The organism is Pseudomonas poae, from assembly GCA_028869255.1.
GTDB lineage: Bacteria > Pseudomonadota > Gammaproteobacteria > Pseudomonadales > Pseudomonadaceae > Aquipseudomonas > Aquipseudomonas poae_C.
Genome location: CP110972.1, coordinates 5623132 through 5646400, shown reverse-complemented (window position 1 = coordinate 5646400; position 23269 = coordinate 5623132). Strand labels below are relative to the sequence as shown.

The window sequence follows — 23269 nt, the reverse complement described above, 5'->3', positions numbered from 1 at the left end:
GGGGTGTTGACCGGCAACAAGCTCGGTCTGGATGACATGACCGGCAACCAGAAGCTGTACATCAACAGCTCCAAACACAACGGCACAGCCAATGAAATGACCCTGACCGGCAGCACTATTGGTTCGAGCGAGGGCAATGTGTCGCTGACGGCGGGGCGTGAGCTGGCGGTGGTTGCCAGTGATCTGGTCAGCACCAAAAACATGCAGTTGAGTGGTGCCAACGTCAGCATCACGGCCGGTATGGAAACCGCCAGCCAGACCAGCAAGGACAGTTCCAAAAGCCTGGCGGTAGGCCGTGTGGTCGCGGGCTCCGTGGTCGATACCGCCAACAGCATTCGCGACGCATCCGAAGCACTCCGTAATGCTGATGACCCGCGCCTGAAGGCAGTGAAGGTCGCCCAGGCCGCATTGGCGACCTACAACCTCAATAATCAACTGGGCGATCTTGCGTCGAAAAGCAGCGACGATAAAGACAACGCCGGCCGCTCCGCCGGTAATGGTTCGCTGATCAAGATCGGCACCGAGCTGGCCAACACCCGCACCAAAAGCAGCAGCGAGTACGCGGCGCAGACCGCCCACCAGAGCAGCCTCAATGCGGGTGAAAACCTGTCGATTGTCGCGGCGGGTGACGCGCCGGGCACAGCGGGCGATCTGCTGATCACCGGCAGTTCGTTGAAAGCCGGCAATACCCTGCTCTCGGCGAAAAACAACATCCTGCTGCAAAGCGCGCAGAACACCACTGACCGCAAAAATGACGGCTCGCGCAACCGAACCGCCATCGGCGTGAGTTTCAACGTCGGCGAGCAAACCGGTTTCACCCTCGACCTTGGCGCGCAAATCGCCAAGAACCTCGGCTCGGGCAGCTCGGTAACCCAGGTCAATACCACCCTGGACACCGGCTCGCTGGTACTGCGCAGCGGCCAGGACACCACCCTGGCAGGGGCCCAGGTACGTGCCGAGCGGATCGATGCCGATATTGGTGGCAACCTCAACATCCTCTCACGCCAGGACACCGACACGTCCAAGAGCAAGCAGGACAGTGCGGGCTTTGGTGCGAGCATCTGTATTCCACCGTTCTGCCTGGGCTCCACCGTTACCGCGTCGGCAAACCTGGCGGCGTCGAAGACGAACAGCGATTACCAGGCGGTCGCCGACCAGAGCGGCTTCTTCGCCGGCAAGGGCGGCTACACCATCGACGTGGCCAAGAACACCACCTTGCAAGGCGCGGTGATTGCCAGTGAGGCCACGGCCGACAGAAACCTGCTGCTCACCGATCGGCTGCTGGTCAGCGACATCAAGAACAAAAGCGAGATCGAGAGCAAATCGGCGAGTGTAGGCGTCTCCGGCTCCTACAGCGGCGGCGTCGGCGCACTCAAGCCAGGTGCCTTGTATGGCCTGGCGCTCAACGACTCGGACCACAGCCACACACGCAGTGCCGTCAGCGAAGGCACGATCGTGGTGCGCAATGCCGAAGGGGCCAACGACCTGGTCGGCTTGAACCGCGATACCGCCAATGCCAACCAGCACCTCGACAAGCCTGATGAGAAAGCCATGCAGGAGCGCATGGACCTGGTCAAAAGCTCGATGGAGTTGACCAAGGGCATTGGCGATGCCATCGCTGACGCCCGGATCAGGGCGGCCAACGACCCCAACAGCGACGTCAGCAAAGCCACACGGCAGAAGCTGATCGAGGACGGTAACCCCGACCCGACACAGCTGCAGATCAGCCAGCAAGCCCAGCAGGATTATGGCGTCGGCAGCAGCTTCCAGAAGGCCAGCCAGGCTGCGACTGCTGTGGTGCAAGCGGCGATGGGTGGCAGCGTAGGGGGTGCTTTGGCGGGGGCGGCAGCGCCGTATATGGCGCAGACGGTCAAAAAGTTCACCGAGGGTGACCCGAATGCCAACTTGATGGCTCATGCCGTGTTGGGTGCGGTGCTGGCGCGGGCCGGTGGTAACTCCGCGCTGGCAGGGGCGGCCGGGGCCGTGGTGGCGGAGAAAACCGCACAGCTGATCAAAGAGAAGCTGTATGGCGATGTCAGTAACGAACATTTGACTCAAGAGCAAAAGCAGACGATCTCCAGTCTCTCGACGTTGGCGGCTGGGCTCTCCGGATCGGTGGTGGGCAAGGACGCGCTGAATGCGGTGGCCGCCGCGCAGGTTGGGAAGAATGCGGTTGAAAACAATTATCTCAGCGTGCCGGAAGCTACCCGAAAGTTTGTGCTTTCACGCAAGCAAATGCTGGGCACCATCACTGACCAAGAAAAAGATGAACTCGCGTATATAAACGCTATCGATAAAGATCGAGATGAAGCGATTCGTGGAGCCTGTACCGCCGGGAATTTATCTAGTACGGCATGCGGTAGTCTGATCGAGCCTGCACGTAAGGTTCTTGCGCAATACGACGGCCCCGTCTCTGCCCGCCTGCTTTATAAAGAACTTTACCCGGTAGATGCTAAAAATGCCGAGGCTGCATTACGCGGTTTAGACGACGACAGCATTCTGCGCGACATCGTAATAACGGACCTCGCGAGCCGCTCTGAAAAGACGCGGGCGGAAGTTGAGCAGCAGTATGACTTTGTCATGACGATGCATGCCATCACGGTGGCGATGGCTGGAGGGTACGGATTAAAAGGGTTATCCTCTGGTCCAAAAGCGACAGCAGGTGCTGCTGTTGATGGCGCAGGCGGTATTGCTGTTGCGCCTAAAACGATCCCATATGAACCAAAGGGCTCGGTTGTTTTACAAGGTGACGCCCCTGTATGCGGACCAGCCTGCGCAGCAATGACAATTACTGACAAAACGGGTGCGGCTATTAGCCTTGACAATGCAATTGGAAGCTTTGTAAACGGGGTCAGGCCGACCGGCGTTAACACTCTGGAATTATCAGATGTGATATCTAAGGCGGGAGTTAAAAATACTATAAACACTACAATGGTACCTGGGCAGTTAAACAAAGCACTGCAAGAAGGAGCGAGTGTTATCGTTCAGGTTCCCGCTGGCCAAGGAAAACACTTCATTATTGTTGATAGTGTTAAGTCTGTTGATGGCGTAAGTTACTATATGACACGAGACCCGTATGTCGGGCCAAGAGGTGTTCAGCAAGGGTTGTTAGATGGCGCAATGTCAACAGGCGTTAATGCCATTGTGATAGGGAAGTGATAATGAATATCGGCGATATTGTTGAGCTAGAGGGCTGGCTGGTTATTATCGATTATAAGCTTTTCCTCATACCAGAGAACTATTCAGAAAGTTATGAAGATGGTGAAAAAATTGAGATTTCTAACCCTGAAATAATGTTTTCTGTGATGGATGAAATCCTTCCCTTGGCCGGAGGAAAGAGCTTTATATTTCATAAATCTAAGGTTTCAGGGGTCTTGATAGAGCTTTCGCCGATGAAGATTAAGCCAACAGCTTTATCTGTAGAGGAGAGAGGGCGTGGTTTTATTTCTATAGATATTGAGGGTGATGTTGAAAAAAATAAAGTTCGGTACGAGGATTTCCTTAAGAAGAGACAGAATGTTAAGTCCGGTGACTGGCTAGATTACTTGTAGGTCCAAAAGACGCTGCGTCCAAGAATGCGAATGCAACAAGCATGCTTCGTCCGCTCAATGAAGCGGACCCAAAAATACCTTCGCTGATCACGGATAGAATTGCAGATAAAGCCGCTACGAATCCTGGCAAGCTTTATCCAAACGGAAATATGAAAGATGCCCACGCTGAAATTGGTGTGATTCAGCAAGCATATGGCTCTGGTAAAACCGCCGGAGCGGACATATCCATGACAGTCGCAGGAAAGGATGTATGCGGATTCTGCAAAGGTGACCTAGCCGCTGCCGCAGAAAAGGCTGAGTTGAAATCTTTAACCGTAAGAGCTATAGATGATAAAACAGGACTTCCGAAAAACTATTACTGGGCGTCAGGTATGAAGTCCATAAAGGAGAAAAATAGATGATGCTTGGAGGGTATACGCTTAGTCCTGAACACGGTAGATTGCAAACCCCTCTTGTTCATCAGCCGACTATGGAAGATGTTAAATCCATTATATATGAATATAGTAAATTCGATGGCGTCACTTCATTGTCTATTACCCCTGTACCTGAAGCTGGGCCTTACGAAATCAATCTTTATGCCGATTCTGGAAATTATCTTCTGATGTTAAATCAATATCTGGATGATGGGGTGCACGTTGTGCGTACCCTTAATAATACGTCGGCTGGAACAAAACTGATTGATGTCCTGGGTGATTGCTATCAGGCGAGTTTAATTACAAGAGATATAGGGGTCGTTATTTCCTGTTTTCAAGAGTTTTTAAGCTCTGGTGATGTAGGTTCATCGGTGTTAAATGTTTAGAACAAAAAAGGTGCAAGTAGAACGCAGGGTTAGGTGCAAAAGCGACAGCTACTCCACGCGCTCCACTAGCTGGTCCTACTGAAAACTGGAAAACCTTTGTTAATGCTGAAAAACAGACTCAACTCGAAGCAGGTGCTGGGCAGCGTGTAGATCAAGTTATCAATGAAACTCTATCGGGTAAGAAAAATTTCAAGAGCTCTATGACGCTCACAACCGATGAGGCTCTATCGGCAGGGCAAAAATATCTCGCTCCCGAGTACAGGGAAATCGGTAAGCCCGGCTCTAGGGTGTTTCACAGCGCTGATGGCACCAAGGAGTTCCGTATCGACTCAGGATCTATATCAGGAGCACATGCCCCAGGAGTTCCGCATGTTCATTTTGGAGTTAAGGATCCTGTGACTGGTAAATATATTTCTAACAATGATGTTCCCTATGCGGACTAGGATATCGATATGTCTATAGCTCGTAAGGGCATTGTTGTCACTGGCGAATATTCTGGCTGGGAAATTGTTGTTACTGACGATCGTGATGGCGACACTGGCGGGTATTATCTTTACTTGAAGAGAAGTGATGCTGAAGGGTTTGACTACTGGTTCGAGCATGAGGCAGAGCTTCAAGCTCAGTTAGTTGATTTTGGAGTGAGATGGATGGGTTAGAGTATTTAATTGGCATAATTTCAGTTTGCCTTTGGTGCAAAAGCGACAGGTGCCGCTGGGAGTGATGTTGAAAAGGTTGTAACAGGCAGCAAAAGCCGCTTTCCTGAGTCAGCACAACACATCGAAGACGCTATTGACGCGGGTAAGCCTGACACCCTGATCATAGATCGCGCGAATACGGCATCAAATAGGCGTGAATCTTTGCGCGGTATTGAAACCAAACCAGGTCTTGATCGTGATGAGTACCCACCTGCAATGTTCCAAGAAGGTGGTCAAGGGGCCTCTGTAAGACATATCAACCCTAGCGACAATCGTGGGGCTGGTGCTTGTATTGGTGCTCAATGTAGAGGGTTGCCAAACGGAGCGAAGGTTCGAATAGACGTGGTGGATTAGAATATGGCTAGTTTGGATAAATTGTTATCGAACGCAAGTTCATCTTTGAGCGAGCATGAACCGGAAATGTTAGGGCAATCGCGTAGATTGGCAGGCACTTTAGCTGATCAACTTTTGGGAATGCTGTGTCAGCGTAATGGTTTTTATGCTTTAGAAAGTGCTTTGCATGTATTTCCAACACACTCTAGTCAGAACGAAATTGGCATTGGTGATTGGAACGAGAGTGCTCTGTGGCGCAGTGGCTACAAAGGCCTGGCCGATGGTTGTCTTTTTTTTGCTGAAGATGTTTTTGGTGGGCAGTTCTGCATTAAAGATAGCAAGGTCTATACCTTTGACCCCGAAACAGGCTCGTTAGAATACTTGGCTGATGATATTGAAAGCTGGGCGCAAATTCTCCTCAGTGATTATGAGGTACTTACGGGCTATCCGTTGGCGCATCAATGGCAAAAGCAGAACGGTCAGCTCGCTGCCGGGAAGCGTTTGTTACCTAAGGTGCCGTTCGTACTGGGTGGTGAGTTTGTGCTGGATAATTTGTACTTGGCTGATGCTGTAGAGGGAATGAGATTTAGAGCAGATATAGCCAGTCAAATTAAAGAGCTGCCGGACGGTGCCCAGATTAGATTAAATATTGACAGCTAAATTTTTATAACGGGTAATAGATTTATATCGAATCATACTCGATCTGACACCGGCATCGTGCCGGTGTTGTTTTATCTGCCTACTGCAAAACCTCCCTTCCTTCGCTGCTCGCTTTAATCGTGGCCTGAACGATCAGGGCATCGAGCATCTGCGCAACAAATTTCTGCTGGCTCTTGGGCAACTGATCTTAAGCGCTCCATGACCCCCACATTTTAAAGGTGGGATCTATGGCTATCTTGGGGTTTGCGGCGCGCAGTTCCACGGCAGCAAGGCCTCGAAGTCTTCTACGCTCGAGGCTTGTGGCAGGCGCTCAAGTGCGTGGCGCAGCCACGCATAGGGCTCTTGGCCGTTGGCTTTAGCTGTCTCTACCAAACTGTAAAGTTGAGCGCTGGCCATCGCGCCTTTGGGCGTGTCGCTGAACAGCCAGTTCTTGCGCCCGATCACGAAGGGCCTGATCGCACGCTCTGCCGTATTGTTGTCGATCGGCAAGTAACCGGCTTCGGTGTAGCGCACCAACTTGATCCAGTTGCTGGCCAGGTAGCTGATGGCTTTGCCCAGTGCATTTTGCGCCGTCACTTGTGGCTGGGTTTTCTCCAGCCATGTTTGCAACTGCGCCAACACCGGCAGGCTGTTTTGCTGTCGGCTTTCGTGGCGATGTTCATCGCCGACTTCTTTTAAATCTCGCTCGATACCGTACAGCTTGTTGATCAGATTTAGGGCGATATCGGCACGCCCGACTTTACCTTTCGGCTGCACCTTTTGCGCCTCGACGAACTTGCGTCGAGCGTGTGCCCAACAGCCTAAACGTTCGACACCGGATTGCGCGCCCAAGGCGTTATAACCAGCGTAATCATCGGTCATCAGATAGCCGCGATAACCTTGGAGCAGGCGCGACGGAACCTCCTGCGCCCGGCTGGTCGAGTAGTCAAAAAGAATGACCGGCTTATCAGGCGGCCCGCCGGTTTGAACCCACATCCAGGACTGGCTGCTCGGTTCTCGATCAGGTTCTTTCAGCACTTGCACACGCGTTTCGTCACAGTGGATGACACGGCTTTCCAGTAGCCGGTCGCGCATCAAATTCAGCAACGGCTGCAAGTGTTCACCGCACTGGATAACCCATCGAGCCAGCGTCTGACGTGGGATATCGATACCGTGGCGGCCCAGCACTTTTTCGAAGCGGTGAAGCGGTAAGCCGTCGACGTATTTGGTCGTCAGCAGCATCGCCAGGACACTTGGGCTAGCCATGCTTTTTTCAATCAGTTGAGCGGGCTTGTCCGCTGTAACTGGTGCGGTTTCGCAATCGCGACAACCGTAGATCTTGCGGACATGTTTGATCACGCGGATTTGCATCGGCACAATCTCGAGCTGCTCGCTGATTTCCTCGCCAATGCTGTGTTTACGGCAACCGCAGGCGCAGGTCAGCTCGTGCTCGGGCAGTTCGTGGATGACTTCGATGCGCGGAAGATCGGCGGGCAGAGGCTTGCGTTTACCGCGATGTTTGGTCGGAGCTACGACCTCTTCTTCCACCGTTTCGTCGACAGACTCGGCCACGCTTTCAGCTTCGTTGAACAAGGCCATTTGCGGGGCCGCGGGATCGGCCGTCTGCTCTGACTTGCGCCCGAAAAGGCGCTGACGCAACAGCGCGTTTTCCTCCTCGAGATGAACGATCTTGCCCTTATCCGACTCGCGCTCACTCAGCATCTGCTCAAGCAGTTGCTTGAGCAGAACAGGGTCGTCAGGAAGGTCTTTGGGCATGGAAATCATGCCCTGGATTATACCGAATCAGGCGACGAATCGAGGCGTCAAAACTTGATGCGGACGGTTGCGCCACAAATCAAAACCGTCCAATAACCAGTTGAGTTCTTGAACCGTCAGCACGATGGCTTCATCCGAACAATCCGGCGATGTTTTGAAGCGCTCGGATTCCAGGCGCTTTAGCCAAAGGCAAAAGCCGTTGCGTTCCCAATATAAAATCTTCACTCGGTTTCGAGGCTTGTTGAGGAACACGAAAAGCACCGGATCAAACACCGCGACCTTGATGTCCAGTTCGACCAGAGCGGCGAGGCCGTCGATGGATTTTCGGAAATCCACAGGTTTGGGGTACAAATAAACTTTTTCGACTTTGGCGTCGGGACGCATCATGAGGTGCGGGCTCCGGAAAAGAATCGGGAGCACAGCATCGGGATCAGGTGGCGGCTTTGAATGTGGGGTTCATGGAGCGCTTACGAATTCCTCGACCTTGTGCGGCTTTTCCTTGGACTTAGGTGAAGCATCTTAGGCAAACTCTGCGGCAAATTCGCGTCAGGTCAGGTGCTCTGCCACTGGCCTTTATCCCCTCAAGGACGATCAATGAAACCGGTAAAATTTTCCCTGCAGGCCTTCCTGATGTCCTGCCTGGTGCCCGGCTGGGGCCTGGTGTACGTCGGCCGTATCAAGTGGGGTATCCGGGTCGCCGTGGTGTTATTCGCCGGGGTCGTGCTGATGGGGGCGCTGGGGCTGGCCACTACCCCTGTCGGGCTGTATGTGCTCGTAGGCTTCGCGGTCACGGTCAAACTTGCTTCAGCCATCGTGTCGGCGGTGTTGGCGCGTCGCTACAGTGGCCCGCCCAATGTGCCGCGCAAGCGTTTCCATGCCCTTTACGTCGGCGTCTTGCTGATTGCGGTGTTGGTGGTCGACGTATTTCGCGTGCCGTTGCTGGGGTTCAAAAACTATTTGATCCCATCGGGCTCGATGGCTCCGACGCTGCCCATTGGTGACTACATCATTACGAACCTGCAGGCAGGGCCGCCCAAGGTGGGGGATATCGTGGTGTACCGCTGGAATGGCACCGAAGCGGTCAAACGCGTGGCGGGTGTGGGCGGTGACACCCTGGAAATCGTCAACGGCGAGCTGATCCGCAACGGCGAAAACCTCGGGCTGTTTCATGCACCGGCCGACCGGGTAAAAGGCCCGGAGTCGCTGACGCTTGCGCCGGTCAAGGTTGAGCCGGGGCACGTCTACCTGCTGGGCGACAACCGCTACAACAGCAATGACAGCCGCTTCATGGGGCAGGTCGCGGTTGAAGATGTGGTGGGCAAGGTGACCGGTATCTGGTTCTCCAAAGACTGGGCGCGGATCGGCACGACTTTCCCTTGATACTTTCTTGAAGCTGGAGCGATACCGAATGGATGCACAGAATACCGCCGCCCGCCCGACCATCCTGGCCAGTATCGGCCGTCGCCTGGCCGCACGCCTTATCGACTGCGCCGTCGCGGTGCTGATCTTTTTCATCGTCAAGTTCAGCGCCGGCGCGCTGTCGGCTTATGTGCCTGCGGTAACGCCCAAGGCCAGCTTTCTCTCGGCATTTTTTGCAGCGTTTGCCTACTTCCTGCTGGCCGATGCGCTGCCCAACGGCCAAAGCCTGGGCAAGCGCTTGTTGAGCATTGCCGCGGTCGACCGCAAGACCCGCAAAGGCTGCAGCATTTCCCAGGCGTTCACCCGCAACGCCGGGGCGCTGGTGGTCATCGACTGGGTCTGGATATTCATGGAGTCGAGGACACGCCTGGGCGATATGTTCGCCAAGACCATCGTGATCCAGACCGGCAACCTGACCAGCGTGCGCAGCCTTGCGGACATTTATGACAACGGAAGAACCCACGGCTGATGGCTTACTCTGCGGATAAGGACGTTATGAACACTTCAGTATCAACCACCGACAGCTACAACCTGGCCAGCCCTGGCAAACGGCTGCTCGGCTACCTCATCGACATGGGCGTGGTGTTTTGTCTGCTGTTTTTGAAGAGCATGCTGGGCTATGTCTCGCTGTATTTCTACTCGGCCGCCGGCATGATGTTTTTACAAGGCGTCGGCTACGTGCTGACCCTGTTGGCGTTCGGTTACCTGCTGTTTTGCGATGCCTTGCCCAATGGCCAGAGCCTGGGCAAGCGCGTGTGCCGCATGGCGGTAGTGGGTTACCCGTACCCCACCAATTGCACGCTGTTCCAGTCTTTCCTGCGCAACCTGCCGAAGCCGCTGTTCAGCGTGCTGGACGGTCTTTTTGCGTTGTTTGGCCTGCGCCGTCGCCTGGGCGATATGTTGGCCAAGACGATTGTTATCAATGTATGAGCAGGGCGGGTTGATGGTTTTCGTTTTCCGGACAATGCCTTAGAAACATTCGCCGCGCTCTCGGGTGGCAGTGCCATTAAAACGACACTATTTAAGCGGCAAAACAGCTTGAGAACGCCTTTCAACTCCGTAAAATGCCGCGATTGTTTAAAGCTCGATACTTTTCAGGGATGAATTCAGACATGCGTGCGTTTGCCGTAGTCCTCGCCGCCTGCCCCATCGCGGGCGGTGCCTCCAAGCCGCATAACTCTCTACTGCGGCGCTGGTCATGATTCCCAAGACCGTTACCCATAGCCTCGACACCCTCAGCCTTGAGGGGGCGTGTCGACGCGATCACCCTGGATTTTCACCACTTAGGAGCACCCTGTGAAAACACTGTCCAAAATCCTGCTGTCGGGCATTGCCGCCGCAGCGCTGTTGACCGTGGCCGGTTGCGCCACGGAGAGCAACCGCGCCCTGCCGGTGGAACAAGTCGCCAGCGCCAACGTCGCCTATTCCGGCGTGCGCGTGCCGATTGCCGTGGGCAAGTTCGATAACCGCTCCAGCTACATGCGCGGCATCTTCTCCGACGGCGTTGACCGCCTCGGTGGCCAGGCCAAGACCATCCTGATCACCCACCTGCAGCAGACCAACCGCTTCAGCGTGCTGGACCGCGACAACATGGGCGAAATCTCCCAGGAAGCCGCGATCAAAGGCACCGCGCAAAAGCTCAAGGGCGCTGACTACGTGGTGACCGGTGATGTGACCGAGTTCGGCCGCAAGGAAACCGGCGACCGTCAGCTGTTCGGCATTCTAGGCCGTGGCAAGACCCAAGTGGCCTACGCCAAAGTCGCGTTGAATATCGTCAACATCAGCACCTCCGAAGTGGTGTATTCCACCCAGGGCGCCGGTGAATACGCGCTGTCCAACCGCGAAGTGGTTGGTTTCGGCGGCACCGCCAGCTACGACTCCACCCTCAATGGCAAGGTCCTGGACCTGGCCATGCGCGAAGCCATCAACCGCCTCGTCGACGGCATCAACGCCGGCGCCTGGAACCCGCGCAACTGATCAGCAACACTTCAAGGAGCAGTACACGGATGAGCAAGGCAGTTAAGTTGGCGTTGATGCTGACAGCAGTCGCGGCGGTCGCCGGGTGCCAAACGGCGCCCCAGCCCCTGTATCAATGGGAAAGCTACCAGCCGCAGGTTTACGAGTACTTCAAGGGCGAGCCCAAGGAGGCGCAGGTGGAGGCACTGGAGCGCGATCTGCAAAAGATCAACGCCAGTGGCCGCAAGGCGCCGCCGGGTTACCACGCGCACCTGGGCATGCTGTACCTGAGCATGGGCAAGGATGACCAGATGGTGCAGGAGTTCCGCACCGAGAAGGCCCTGTTCCCTGAGTCCGCGTCGTACATGGACTTTCTGCTGAAAAACGCCAAGACCGGAGTCGCCACCAAATGAGCCTGTTGAAACTCACTGGCGCCTTGCTGGCCCTGGCTTTGCTCGGCGGTTGCGCAGCCCCCAAGACCATTGACTACACGGCATATAAACAGGCGCGGCCCAAGTCGATCCTGGTATTGCCGCCGCTCAATGAGTCGCCGGAAGTGCAGGCGTCCTACAGCCTGGTTTCCCAGGTGACGTACCCGTTGGCCGAAGCCGGCTACTACGTGCTGCCGATTGCGCTGGTGGACGAAACGTTCCGCCAGAACGGCCTGACCACCGCCAACGATATCCAGGCGGTGCCAGCGACCAAGCTGCATGACATCTTCGGCGCGGATGCGGCGCTGTACATCACCGTCAGCGAGTACGGCACCAAGTACATGCTGATCTCCAGCGACACCGCCGTGACGGCCTCGGCCAAACTGGTGGACCTGCGCACCGGCACCACCCTGTGGACCGGCTCGGCGCGTGCTTCCAGCGAGGAAGGCAACAACAACAGCGGCGGCCTGATCGGCATGCTGATCACGGCGGCGGTCAAGCAAGTGATCAACAGCTCCACCGATGCGGCGCACCCGATTGCCGGCATCACCAGCGCACGCCTGCTGTCACCGGGGCAACGCGCCGGGATTCTGTATGGCCCGCGTAATCCGAAGTACGGTACGGACTGAGCCGAAAGAATACTTTGCTGGCCTTCCCAGGCCAGCAAAGGCTTCGGTGGCCATTAACCCGCAATAACATCCCCCGGCCTGATCCGTTGCGTACTTCTCACCAGGAAGTCCGTTCTGCGGTTGCCGGTCAGGTCCACGGCGATAAAGTAGCGTTGGGTGTGCGTGTTAAACGTCACCACGGTGTCGCCAATGCGCCCGGTAAATGCCTTTACGAGCGTGAAGCGCGTATTGGCTTCTTCCTGCACGCCCCGCAGATCAATCTTGTCTTCACCGCTGACGAAATCCGTCAACATCCGGGAATTGGCCATGCTTGATTCGCTGGCCTTGGTGAAGATGAACGCAGGTCTTGTCCCAGGTGTATCGACGCGTGGCGTTGTGCGTTTTACCCGCGGTGCCGGCGTGGCGTTACGGGCGTGGATGACATCCTCGGGTTTGACTTGCCCATGGGTCTTGATCAGCAGGTTGGCTTTACCATCCCCCGTCGTATCGATGGATACGGAGCCCGTACCGGTTTTCTCGTTATAGCTGAGGATTGCCTCGCCGGCTTTGCCGCTCCAGTTACTGACAAACGAAAGAGCTGACAGACCTGCATTTCTCAACGCCTGCGACACATCGATTGTGTCGGTACCGCTGGTGAAGTCCATGATTTCATCGGGGTTGCCAGGCGAGGAGTCGCTGGCGTGGTTATACACAAAAGTATTCGCGCCCCCACCCCCACGCATGCGGTCACCGCCGCCCCCACCAGTGAGCCGGTTATCGGCTTGGTTACCGATCAGCACATCATTGCCCGAGCCGGCAATGGCATTTTCGATGACGCAGTTGCGGGCGATAGAAACGTTGCCTTGATAGCCCCCCACATCGGAAAACGAACCGGCCCGCAGGTTGACGACTTGGTTTTGGTGGTAACCCGACACGTCCAGTGTGTCGTTGCCGGCGGCGTCCCATATACAAAAGGAGGCCATATCGCGGTGGCTGTTAAGTGAGTAGTAATCCCGCTCGGTGTTGGAGTTGAAACCATAGGTGTTGTTTTCCCGACGGGTTTTATAATTCGCGCCGTACTTGTGTTGAATGGCACTGATGTCATCCATCAGTGGGGCCGTGGGATCGTCATTGGCATTTTTGCCACTGCTTTGGGTGTTGTAATAGCTCATGACGGAATGGGCTTTGGAGTCTTGGGCATAGACTCGTTTCGTATCGTCTGGATGACCGTCGTAATCCCCCGGGTGACTCAGGCCGAGGGCGTGACCGATTTCGTGGGTCAGGTCTTTGCGTGTCACAAATGCTGGGTTGTAGCGGGTATCACCGCCGACACTGCCTTCGTAGGTGCTGTAAGGGTAGGCGCCGTCGGCAACGCTGACGTTATTGGATATGCGGAAAGTCAACCGTCCTTCTGCGCGGGGGCCGCCTTCAGTGAAGTCCAGATTGGCCACATCCCCCCAGGACTGGATGGAGCGCCGGGCTTCTCTTTTCTGGTGTTCGTTGAACCCGATGCCCCACCCATTATTGAGGAAGTGGTAGGAAATCTCGGTTTTGTTGTTTCTGTTCGAGTCCTGCCATGTCGGTGTGTGCCGAGTGAGTTGCTCAAGGGTCCGTTGTTTATCAAAGGACTGTCGGTTGGCTCTGTTTATATACGGGTCGTCCGTGCGCCGAGTGGCATCATAGTTATCCCCAAGTGCGTTGCGAGGGCTTGAGGCAGAGGCGTCCCACCGACTATTGCGCTGTATGTTCGGCTGTTTAGGCGACTGCACATAGCGATGCTGAGTGCGGGGTTGAATAAAGGGCCGGAAGATTTTTCTTAATGGAGAGGAGCCCTGAATCAGTTGGCTGGCCGCCGGGAGGAGGGGATAGAAAGGGGGTCCAGAATTTATTCTCATTGTCATAAGCCCTACTGGAGATTTGCTTTTTCCTTCCATGGCTGGGTCCGCATACTCACTGTTGCGAAGTGCAAAGCTGCCAATGTCGGGAGCAGTTTCCAAAGGTCTATCTGTGTCGGAGTGAGTCTTCATTTCAGGGGTAACAGGCGTCTGTTTTTCTTACGAGATGTTTAATTTTCTGCCTGCCCCCCGTCAATGCTCGATAAACAGCATCCGGGTTTTTCCATACATCATTTTTCGGGTATTAACCCGAACCCCTGAAGCCTTTCGTCTGACCTTGTGAGCGGATTATTCATTCCCGAGGTTAAGCCAATGCCCCGTCCTCATTTACACCCTACGGCCCACGGTTTTGCCGTGACCTTGCTTCTTGCGCTGGCCGGTTGTGGGTTGTCCTCGTCCCGCGATGCGGCCAAGCCGGAACAGGCTTCACCGGTCGCGGAACTGCTTAGCGAGCCTGTGCAAGGCACGCTGAAAAAACCACTTCCGGCCCCGATGGCGTTACGGCGCGTCATGCAGGACTCGATGGCGATGCCATACCGCAGCGAGCCGCGTGAACAATACGCAAACCTGCCGGATAACCCGGTGCATCGCGTGGCTGAAACGCCGGTATCCACCTTCAGTGTCGATGTGGACACTGGCAGTTATGCCAACGTAAGACGCTTCCTCAACCAAGGCAGTCTGCCGCCCGAAGGTGCTGTGCGACTTGAGGAAATGCTCAACTACTTCCCCTACAGCTACGCCTTGCCTACCGACGGCTCGCCCTTTGGCGTAACCACCGAACTCGCCGCCACGCCGTGGAACCCGCATACCCGGTTGCTGCGCATCGGCATCAAAGCCTCGGACCGCGCCGTGGCCGACCTGGCGCCGGCCAACCTGGTGTTCCTGGTAGATGTGTCCGGCTCCATGGACCGCCGCGAGGGCTTGCCGCTGGTGAAAAGCACCCTGAAATTACTGGTGGAGCAGTTGCGCGATCAGGACCGTGTGTCGCTGGTGGTGTATGCCGGTGAGTCGCGGGTGGTGCTCAAGCCCACGTCCGGCCGCGAAAAAACCAGAATCCGTAACGCCATCGACCAACTCACCGCCGGTGGCTCCACGGCGGGTGCATCCGGTATTGAACTGGCCTACCAGATGGCCCGCGAAGGCTTTATCGACAAAGGTATCAACCGCATCCTGCTGGCCACCGACGGTGATTTCAACGTGGGCATCAGCGACTTCGACAGCCTCAAGCAAATGGCCGTGAACCAGCGCAAAAGCGGAGTCTCCCTGACCACCCTGGGCTTTGGGGTGGATAACTACAACGAACACCTGATGGAGCAACTGGCTGACGCGGGCGACGGCAACTATGCCTATATCGACAACCTGCGCGAAGCGCGCAAGGTGCTGGTGGACCAACTCGGCTCGACCCTGGCGGTGGTAGCGCGGGACGTGAAGCTGCAGGTGGAATTCAACCCGGCCCAGGTCAGCGAATACCGGCTGCTCGGCTACGAAAACCGCGCCCTGAAGCGTGAAGATTTCAATAACGACAAAGTCGATGCCGGTGAGATTAGCGCAGGGCATACGGTGACCGCGCTGTACGAAATTGTGCCGAAGGGGCAGCGGGGCTGGCTGGACCCCTTGCGGTACGCCGCCGCACCTGCGGCTGAAAACCCATCTACGGAGCTGGCGATGCTGCGCGTGCGCTACAAACCGGCGGCGGGCGGTGATAGCCAACTGATTGAGCAGCCAATCAGTCACCAGGCGACCCCGGCCAGTGATGACCTGCGCTTCTCAGCGGCCGTGGCGGCCTTCGCCCAACAGCTCAAGAGTGATGGCCGCTACACTGGCAGCATGAGTTTGCAGGACACCGCCGCACTGGCGCGCTCGGCCCGCGGCGATGACCCGTTCGGGCTGCGCAACGAATTTGTGCAACTGGTGGAAGTGGCACAGAGCCTCAAACGCTAATCTCGAACAAAACAACGATCCACTGTGGGAGCTGGCTTGCCTGCGATAGCGGCCGGTCAGTATCGCCGATGTTGCCTGACCCACCGCTATCGCGGGCAAGCCCGGCTCCCACACCTGAACGGTTTTAACGTCTCAAAAGGAGTTCGCGACCTACATGGCTGTTCCAGATGAATCACCCAGCGACGAATCGCTGCTCGCCCGCTACCGAACGGGTGACGGTGCCGCGTTCGAAGCCTTGTATGCGCGGCATCGCCAAGGGCTGTACCGGTTCCTGGTGTCCCTGAGCAACAAGGTCGAACTGGCCGAGGAAATCTACCAGGAGACCTGGCTCAGCCTGATCCGCAGCAGCACGCAACCACAGGGGCGAGCAAGTTTTCGTACGTGGCTTTTCCAGATTGCCCGCAACCGCCTGATCGATTACTGGCGCAAGCACGGCATTCACAACCCGTTGCACGACAGCTACGACGAGCAACTGCACGCCCAGGCCGACGACAGCGCCGGCCCAGAGCAGCAACTGAGCCTGAGCCGCGACCAGGCGCGCCTCGACGCCGCATTGCAAGACTTGCCCGAAGACCAGCGCGAAGTCTTCCTGCTGCGCCTGCACGGCGACCTGGAAGTGCCGCAAATCGCCGCGCTCACCGGCGCCCCGCTGGAAACCGTAAAAAGCCGCCTGCGTTACGCCCAGCAGAAACTGCGCCGCCTGCTGGCCGAGGAGATACCCGCATGACCGATTCCCGACACACGCCTGACGACGAGCTGATCCAGCATTTTCGTCAACACAGCATGGGCGAACCGCCCGCGTCCCTCGACGCCTTCATCCTCAACGCCGCCCGCCGCGAAGCCCCGGCGCCGCAGCCGAGCCTCTGGCAACGCTGGCTGCAAGCCTGCCAACAACCGCGCTGGCAGATGGCATTTGCCACAGTTGCCGGTGTCGCGTTGATGATCGGCGTGGTGATGCGCTCCCCGGTGCCGCAACCGGAGATCTCCCCCGCGACCTTCTCCGCTCCCCACCAGGAAGCTGCGCGCCCGGCGCCGCAAGCGTTTTCTGCCCCAGCGCCCGCCCCCATGGCCCGATTGGCCGTCGCACCGCCGGCCCAGGCAGAAATCGCCAGCTCGTCAGCGGATGCGCCGGCGGCGAAACTCAGCAAGCGCGCCCCGGCGGCGTTGCCTTCGCTGGAAGCAGGGTTGCAGGAAATTGTGCACCTGCGCCTGACCGGGCAAACCCGGGCGGCGGATGAAAAGCTGCTGGCGCTGCATGCGCGCTTCCCCAAGGAAGACTTGCCGGCGCGGTTGGAGGCGTTGCAGAAGCCATAAACCGCGCCAACAAAAAAGCCCCGGGTCGTAAGACCTGGGGCTTTTTTGTTTGTGTCTGGTGCACCCGGCGGGATTCGAACCCACGACCCCTGCCTTCGGAGGGCAGTACTCTATCCAGCTGAGCTACGGATGCTTGTGCGGGCGACATCATACCCATGTCGACCTTGGGCGTCCATGCCGGTCTTTGGCCCTTTATAAGTAGGAATTTGCTCCACCGAGGCCCTGCGCCGGGTGTCGGTGATCGATACGTTGGAACCCGGCGGAAACACGCTGATCAGAAAAATTCGGCAAATGCGCCGTTTTCGTTCTTTTTTTCGAACAGACTATTGCCCTGTACCCCCATTGATCCTAGGATTCGTTTGAGATTTCAAACGCTCTGTCTCCCGTGCGCTATTCACTCAATCGTGCGTGCTGGGGCTGATTTCCCTGACGGCAGCCCACAAGGCGCCTTTCAACAACTCTAATTCGCTCCGCGTGCGCGCGGTGCTGTTAAGGAAAGCCGACATGCAGCTCAAAGATACCCAGTTGTTCCGCCAACAAGCCTTTATCGATGGCGCTTGGGTCGATGCGGACAACGGTCAGACCATCAAGGTCAACAACCCGGCCACGGGCGAAATTCTCGGCACCGTGCCGAAGATGGGCGCTGCGGAAACCCGCCGCGCCATCGAAGCCGCCGACAAGGCGCTGCCGGCCTGGCGTGCACTCACCGCCAAGGACCGCGCCAACAAGCTGCGTCGCTGGTTTGAGCTGATCATCGAGAACCAGGACGACCTGGCTCGCCTGATGACCCTGGAGCAAGGCAAGCCGCTGGCCGAAGCCAAAGGCGAAATCGTCTACGCTGCGTCCTTCATCGAGTGGTTCGCCGAAGAAGCCAAGCGCGTCTACGGCGATGTGATTCCCGGCCACCAGCCGGACAAGCGCCTGATCGTGATCAAACAGCCGATCGGCGTTACCGCCGCCATCACGCCGTGGAACTTCCCGGCCGCGATGATCACCCGTAAAGCCGGCCCGGCCCTGGCCGCCGGTTGCACCATGGTGCTCAAGCCTGCGTCGCAAACCCCGTTCTCCGCGTTCGCCCTGGCTGAGCTGGCGCAGCGTGCCGGTATTCCGAAAGGCGTGTTCAGCGTGGTCTCCGGCAGCGCCGGTGATATCGGCAGCGAGCTGACCAGCAACCCGATCGTGCGTAAATTGTCGTTCACCGGCTCCACCGAAATCGGTCGCCAGTTGATGGCCGAATGCGCCAAGGACATCAAGAAAGTTTCCCTGGAGCTGGGCGGCAACGCGCCGTTTATCGTGTTCGACGACGCCGACCTGGATAAGGCCGTCGAAGGCGCGATCATCTCCAAGTACCGCAACAACGGCCAGACCTGCGTCTGCGCCAACCGCCTGTACATCCAGGATTCGGTGTACGACGCGTTCGCCGAAAAACTCAAGGTGGCCGTGGCCAAGCTCAAGATCGGCAACGGTCTGGAAGAAGGCACCACCACTGGCCCGCTGATCGACGAAAAAGCCGTGGCCAAGGTGCAGGAGCACATCGCTGATGCCCTGAGCAAAGGCGCCACCCTGTTGGCCGGCGGTAAGGTCATCGATGGCAACTTCTTTGAGCCGACCATCCTGGTCAATGTGCCGAAAGACGCTGCCGTGGCCAAGGAAGAAACCTTCGGCCCATTGGCACCGCTGTTCCGCTTCAAAGACGAAGCCGAAGTGATCGCGATGTCCAACGACACCGAGTTCGGCCTCGCGTCCTACTTCTATGCCCGCGACCTGGGCCGTGTGTTCCGTGTGGCCGAAGCCCTGGAATACGGCATGGTCGGCGTCAACACCGGGTTGATCTCCAACGAAGTGGCGCCGTTCGGCGGCATCAAGGCTTCGGGCCTGGGCCGTGAAGGCTCCAAGTACGGGATCGAGGATTACCTGGAAATCAAATACCTCTGCCTGGGCATCTAAGCTCGGCAAGAGTTCGCAGCAAACGCAGAGGGCACGAGAGCGCTGACCCTATGCGTGTTTCAAGACGTTTTTCGTAGTGACCGGGAAAGCTGTGGCAGTCGATCATCGCATGCTGCCGTAGTTGCCTCCCCGCCACGTATTCCTTGGACCACGCCACCCGATGAGTGGCGAATGAGGACTTTATGAGCAAGACCAACGCATCCTTGATGAAACGCCGCGAAGCCGCTGTACCGCGTGGTGTTGGCCAGATTCACCCGATCTTCGCCGAATCCGCGAAGAACGCCACCGTGACCGACGTTGAAGGTCGCGAGTTCATCGACTTCGCCGGCGGTATCGCCGTGCTGAACACCGGCCATGTGCACCCGAAAATCATCGCGGCCGTGACCGAGCAGTTGAACAAGCTGACCCACACCTGCTTCCAGGTTCTGGCCTACGAGCCTTACGTGGAGCTGTGCGAAAAAATCAACGCCAAGGTCCCAGGTGATTTCGCCAAGAAAACCCTGCTGGTCACCACCGGTTCCGAAGCGGTTGAGAACGCCGTGAAAATCGCTCGCGCCGCCACTGGCCGTGCCGGCGTGATTGCCTTCACCGGCGCTTACCACGGCCGCACCATGATGACCCTGGGCCTCACCGGTAAAGTCGTACCGTACTCGGCCGGCATGGGCCTGATGCCGGGCGGCGTGTTCCGCGCACTGTTCCCGAATGAACTGCACGGCGTCAGCGATGACGATTCCATCGCCAGCATCGAACGCATCTTCAAGAACGATGCCGAGCCGCGTGACATCGCTGCCATCATCATCGAGCCGGTTCAGGGCGAAGGCGGTTTCTACGTCGCGCCTAAATCCTTCATGAAGCGCCTGCGCGAACTGTGCGACAAGCACGGCATCCTGCTGATCGCCGACGAAGTGCAAACCGGTGCCGGCCGTACCGGTACGTTCTTTGCCATGGAGCAGATGGGCGTTGCCGCCGACCTGACCACCTTCGCTAAATCCATCGCCGGCGGTTTCCCGTTGGCCGGTGTGTGCGGTAAGGCTGAATACATGGACGCCATTGCTCCAGGCGGCCTGGGCGGCACCTACGCCGGTAGCCCGATCGCTTGCGCCGCTGCATTGGCGGTGATGGAAGTGTTCGAAGAAGAGCACCTGCTGGACCGCTGCAAGGCTGTCGGCGAGCGCCTGGTGACTGGCCTCAAAGCCATTCAGGCCAAGTACCCGGTGATTGGCGAAGTGCGTGCCCTGGGCGCGATGATCGCGGTCGAGCTGTTCGAAGGTGGCGACAGCCACAAGCCGAATGCGGCCGCTGTCGCTTCCGTGGTGGCCAAGGCGCGTGACAAGGGCCTGATCCTGCTGTCCTGCGGCACCTATGGCAACGTGTTGCGCGTGCTGGTGCCGTTGACCTCGCCGGACGAGCAACTCGACAAAGGCCTGGCGATCATTGAAGAGTGCTTCTCCGAGCTGTAAGCGGAAGCTGAACTGATCGACAGAAAAAAACCCGCTTCGGCGGGTTTTTTTATGCCGATCACCGCACATTCAGGCCTTGTTCATTGTACGTATGCGCCTCCATTGTCTAAGGTTCCAGCATTGCCGATGGAGCGTGCAGGATGATTGCTGTTGATTTACCCGCTGTACCCCGCGTACTGATTGCCGAAGCGGACCCCTGGTCGCGGGACCTGCTCAAGCAAGTACTGTTGAATGTGCGCTGTGATGCGCGGCTGGATGTGTGTGCCGACGGGCAGCAAGCGGCCACGCTGCTGCGCGAAAAGCCCTACGACCTGATCCTGGCGGATTGGGAGCTGCCAGGCATTGATGGGCTGAGCCTGTTGCGCAACGTGCGCCAGAAACGCCGCTCGCCCGCGCTGCCGTTCATTCTGCTGAGCAGTCGCAACGACAGCGCCAGCGTGCGCGAAGCCTTGCCCCTGGCGCCTACGGCGTATTTGACCAAACCCCTGAACATGGAAGGCCTGACGCAGCGTCTGCAAGACCTGCTGCTGAACGAAGGCGAAAGCGTGTATTGCGAGATTCCGCCGCTGGCGCCCGGCATGACCTTGCCGGTATTCCTCGAGCGCCGCCGCGAGGCGTCCGATGGTGCGCCGTTGCGGGTCGACGTAAGAGCCGCCGTGCAACACAGCCTCGGCCCGGACGGCCTGGACCTCAAGCACCTCGAAGACCGGGTGCGCATGGACCCACAAATTACCGCCGTGCTGATCGCCGCCGCTAACAGCGCCGGCCATCACGGCATACCGGTGCAAACTCTGCCCGCAGCCCTGAACACGCTGGCGCCCGGGCAAAGCATGAACCTGATCCTGGGCCTGGCGCTCAAGCACAACGTGGTGTTGGCGGATCCGGGCCTGATGGCGTATGCGCAGCGTCACTGGCAATTGTCCCAGGACACCGCCGACTATGCCCTGCGTCTGGCACATATGTTGGCGCTGGACCATGAGCGCTGCTACAGCGCCGGTATCCTCCATCGGCTGGGCGACTTGGCGCTGTTGCGCTGCCTGGAAGACTGGCGTCAGGGCGGCGGTGCGCTGGATGATGAAGCGATCGGCGAAGCCCTCTACACCTTTGGCGCGGCCTATGGCTCGGCACTGCGGGCCCGTTGGCGGTTGCCGTTGGCGTTGCGCCAATTGATCGCGGCGATTTATTCCCTGGAGGGCGGTGTGTATGCCCGGGATGCACTGGTGGTGAACCTGGCGGCGCAAATGGCGCGATTGACCGAGCACGAGGGGCTGGAAGAACTGGCCGCGAGCAAGACCGCACGTCTGCTGAAGGTGGGGTTGGCCGAGCTGACGCGGGTGCGCAAGTCCTAGAGGGCGACGAGACCCAAATGTGGGAGCGGGCTTGCCCGCGAATACGGTGTCTCAGTCACTGAGTATATTGGCTGACACGCCACATTCGCGAGCAAGCCCGCCCCCACATGGGATTTTCACTGTGGCAGATGAACGTGTTCGGCTTTAACCCGCGACCACGCGGTTTTTGCCCAGGCGCTTGGCCTCATACATGGCCGCGTCGGCGCGGGCAAACAGGCTGTCCAGGGTCGAGTCCTGCTCAGTGAGGCTGGCCAGGCCCTGGCTGATGGTCACGCTGAACGCTTGGCCTTCATAGTTGAAGCTCAATTCCTGAATCTCCCTGCCCAGTCGCTCGGCCACCTGTAGCGCCATCTGCGGTGCACACCCGGGCAATACGGCGGCGAACTCTTCGCCCCCAATGCGCCCGAACAGGTCACCACGGCGCAACACCCCACGGCCGCTCTCGGCGATACGCCGCAGCACCTGGTCGCCCTCCAGGTGGCCGTAGGTGTCGTTGACGTCCTTGAAGTCGTCGATGTCCAGCAGCAGAAAGGCCAGCGGTGCGCCCTGAGCACAGGCGCTGTCGAAGGCATGGTTGGCGCATTCGAAGAAATGCCGACGGTTACTGCTCTGGGTCAGCACGTCAGTGGTGGCCAGGCGGTGCAGTTCCAGCTCCATTTGTTTCTTTTCGGTGATGTCCTCGGCCATGCCCACCACAATCACCGGCTCGCCGGGTTCGACCTGCTGGTTGATGTAGCACTTGTCGCTCAGCCAGCGGATTTGCCCGTCTGCAGTGATGATGCGGTATTCGCGGTCTTCCACGGCGCCTTGCTCCAACACGCGCGCCAGACTGTGTTCGGCATAGTCGAGGTCTTCTGGGTGGATGCTGTTGCGCCATTCCCGATGGTCGGCCAGCAGCAGGCCGGCGGAACGGCCGAACACGCGCTCGTAGGCGGGGCTCACGTAGAGTACGCGACGCGTCGCCCAATCGATGGCCCAAAGCACGGCATTCACGCTGACCAGCAGTGAACTCAGCAACTGTTCGCGCTCACTCAGCCGCTCGACTTCGCCCTGGGCATGCATCAGCGCCAGCAGGGTCGCCGCTGCCGCCGGGCGAGGATGCTCAGCAGTGGGCGTATCGGTTACGTGGGACTTTTCGTGAACCATCGGCACAACT

The 23269-nt window shown here is 57.8% G+C and carries 22 protein-coding genes, 1 tRNA gene and 1 pseudogene; 19 read left to right on the top strand and 5 right to left on the bottom strand.

Translation table 11 applies throughout. From position 1 onward, the window contains the following. The first annotated feature begins 6 nt into the window (after positions 1-6). The 7 genes and pseudogenes from LRS56_25620 (at position 7) to LRS56_25590 (ending at position 6038) form a co-directional block, all read left to right on the top strand. Entirely contained in the window at positions 7-3159 is a 3153-nt protein-coding gene (locus LRS56_25620; protein WDU62109.1) for a hemagglutinin repeat-containing protein, read from the top strand. A 2-nt stretch (positions 3160-3161) separates the two neighbouring features. After that, complete coding sequence (locus LRS56_25615; GenBank protein WDU62108.1) at positions 3162-3551, top strand: hypothetical protein; 390 nt, start codon at positions 3162-3164, stop codon at positions 3549-3551. A gap of 41 nt (positions 3552-3592) precedes the next feature. Further along, positions 3593-3952 (top strand): hypothetical protein, encoded by a 360-nt coding sequence (locus tag LRS56_25610; GenBank protein ID WDU62107.1) that lies wholly within the window; start codon positions 3593-3595, stop codon positions 3950-3952. Continuing rightward, positions 3949-4350, top strand: coding sequence for a hypothetical protein (locus tag LRS56_25605; GenBank protein WDU62106.1), 402 nt, complete (start codon positions 3949-3951; stop codon positions 4348-4350). The genes LRS56_25610 and LRS56_25605 overlap by 4 nt, the downstream gene beginning before the upstream one ends. A gap of 452 nt (positions 4351-4802) precedes the next feature. Then, positions 4803-5006, top strand: a complete 204-nt coding sequence (locus tag LRS56_25600; GenBank protein ID WDU62105.1) for a hypothetical protein — start codon at positions 4803-4805, stop codon at positions 5004-5006. A gap of 99 nt (positions 5007-5105) precedes the next feature. Further along, positions 5106-5399, top strand: a pseudogene (locus LRS56_25595) (NucA/NucB deoxyribonuclease domain-containing protein). A 3-nt stretch (positions 5400-5402) separates the two neighbouring features. After that, entirely contained in the window at positions 5403-6038 is a 636-nt protein-coding gene (locus tag LRS56_25590; GenBank protein WDU62104.1) for a DUF2625 family protein, read from the top strand. A 231-nt stretch (positions 6039-6269) separates the two neighbouring features. Here the strand turns inward: LRS56_25590 and LRS56_25585 are convergent, their stop codons facing one another. Continuing rightward, positions 6270-7802 (bottom strand): IS66 family transposase, encoded by a 1533-nt coding sequence (locus LRS56_25585; protein WDU62103.1) that lies wholly within the window; start codon positions 7800-7802, stop codon positions 6270-6272. Positions 7803-7820: 18 nt separating this feature from the next. Continuing rightward, complete coding sequence (gene tnpB / locus LRS56_25580) at positions 7821-8180, bottom strand: IS66 family insertion sequence element accessory protein TnpB (protein WDU62102.1); 360 nt, start codon at positions 8178-8180, stop codon at positions 7821-7823. Between the two features lie 207 nt (positions 8181-8387). On the opposite strand from tnpB, the gene lepB reads away from it, so the two are divergent. The 6 genes from lepB to LRS56_25550 all read left to right on the top strand — a co-directional run bounded on the left by lepB (position 8388) and on the right by LRS56_25550 (position 12228). Beyond that, positions 8388-9173 (top strand): signal peptidase I, encoded by a 786-nt coding sequence (lepB, locus tag LRS56_25575; GenBank protein WDU62101.1) that lies wholly within the window; start codon positions 8388-8390, stop codon positions 9171-9173. Positions 9174-9201: 28 nt separating this feature from the next. Further along, positions 9202-9681, top strand: a complete 480-nt coding sequence (locus LRS56_25570; protein WDU62100.1) for an RDD family protein — start codon at positions 9202-9204, stop codon at positions 9679-9681. A 26-nt stretch (positions 9682-9707) separates the two neighbouring features. Beyond that, entirely contained in the window at positions 9708-10142 is a 435-nt protein-coding gene (locus tag LRS56_25565) for an RDD family protein (GenBank protein ID WDU62099.1), read from the top strand. Between the two features lie 366 nt (positions 10143-10508). Further along, positions 10509-11189, top strand: a complete 681-nt coding sequence (locus tag LRS56_25560) for a CsgG/HfaB family protein (protein WDU62098.1) — start codon at positions 10509-10511, stop codon at positions 11187-11189. 29 nt (positions 11190-11218) lie between these two features. Beyond that, positions 11219-11581, top strand: a complete 363-nt coding sequence (locus tag LRS56_25555; protein ID WDU62097.1) for a DUF4810 domain-containing protein — start codon at positions 11219-11221, stop codon at positions 11579-11581. Then, positions 11578-12228 (top strand): DUF799 domain-containing protein, encoded by a 651-nt coding sequence (locus LRS56_25550; GenBank protein WDU62096.1) that lies wholly within the window; start codon positions 11578-11580, stop codon positions 12226-12228. Before LRS56_25555 ends, LRS56_25550 begins: the two co-directional genes overlap by 4 nt. Before the next feature lie 53 nt (positions 12229-12281). Here the strand turns inward: LRS56_25550 and LRS56_25545 are convergent, their stop codons facing one another. Next, a complete protein-coding gene (locus LRS56_25545; protein WDU62095.1) occupies positions 12282-14141 on the bottom strand; it encodes a M10 family metallopeptidase C-terminal domain-containing protein in 1860 nt (619 codons plus the stop codon). A gap of 273 nt (positions 14142-14414) precedes the next feature. On the opposite strand from LRS56_25545, the gene LRS56_25540 reads away from it, so the two are divergent. From LRS56_25540 to LRS56_25530, 3 genes are all read left to right on the top strand, one after another. Beyond that, on the top strand, positions 14415-16043 hold the full coding sequence (locus tag LRS56_25540) for a VWA domain-containing protein (protein ID WDU62094.1): 1629 nt from the start codon (positions 14415-14417) through the stop codon (positions 16041-16043). Between the two features lie 154 nt (positions 16044-16197). Beyond that, the gene (locus tag LRS56_25535) at positions 16198-16770 is read left to right on the top strand and encodes an RNA polymerase sigma factor (protein WDU62093.1); all 573 of its coding nucleotides are present in this window, start codon (positions 16198-16200) and stop codon (positions 16768-16770) included. After that, positions 16767-17357, top strand: coding sequence for a hypothetical protein (locus tag LRS56_25530; GenBank protein ID WDU62092.1), 591 nt, complete (start codon positions 16767-16769; stop codon positions 17355-17357). The genes LRS56_25535 and LRS56_25530 overlap by 4 nt, the downstream gene beginning before the upstream one ends. A 56-nt stretch (positions 17358-17413) precedes the next feature. Here LRS56_25530 and LRS56_25525 read toward each other — a convergent pair. Continuing rightward, a tRNA-Arg gene (locus LRS56_25525) sits at positions 17414-17490 on the bottom strand. A 371-nt stretch (positions 17491-17861) separates the two neighbouring features. On the opposite strand from LRS56_25525, the gene gabD reads away from it, so the two are divergent. From gabD to LRS56_25510, 3 genes are all read left to right on the top strand, one after another. Continuing rightward, positions 17862-19304, top strand: coding sequence for an NADP-dependent succinate-semialdehyde dehydrogenase (gene gabD, locus LRS56_25520; protein ID WDU62091.1), 1443 nt, complete (start codon positions 17862-17864; stop codon positions 19302-19304). Positions 19305-19486: 182 nt separating this feature from the next. Beyond that, positions 19487-20764 carry a 4-aminobutyrate--2-oxoglutarate transaminase gene (gabT, locus tag LRS56_25515; GenBank protein ID WDU62090.1) on the top strand — a complete coding sequence of 426 codons (1278 nt, stop codon included), beginning with the start codon at positions 19487-19489 and terminating at the stop codon, positions 20762-20764. Between the two features lie 140 nt (positions 20765-20904). Then, on the top strand, positions 20905-22113 hold the full coding sequence (locus LRS56_25510) for an HDOD domain-containing protein (GenBank protein WDU62089.1): 1209 nt from the start codon (positions 20905-20907) through the stop codon (positions 22111-22113). 144 nt (positions 22114-22257) lie between these two features. On the opposite strand, the gene LRS56_25505 is transcribed toward LRS56_25510, so the two are convergent. Continuing rightward, positions 22258-23259, bottom strand: a complete 1002-nt coding sequence (locus LRS56_25505; protein ID WDU62088.1) for a sensor domain-containing diguanylate cyclase — start codon at positions 23257-23259, stop codon at positions 22258-22260. Positions 23260-23269 lie beyond the last annotated feature (10 nt).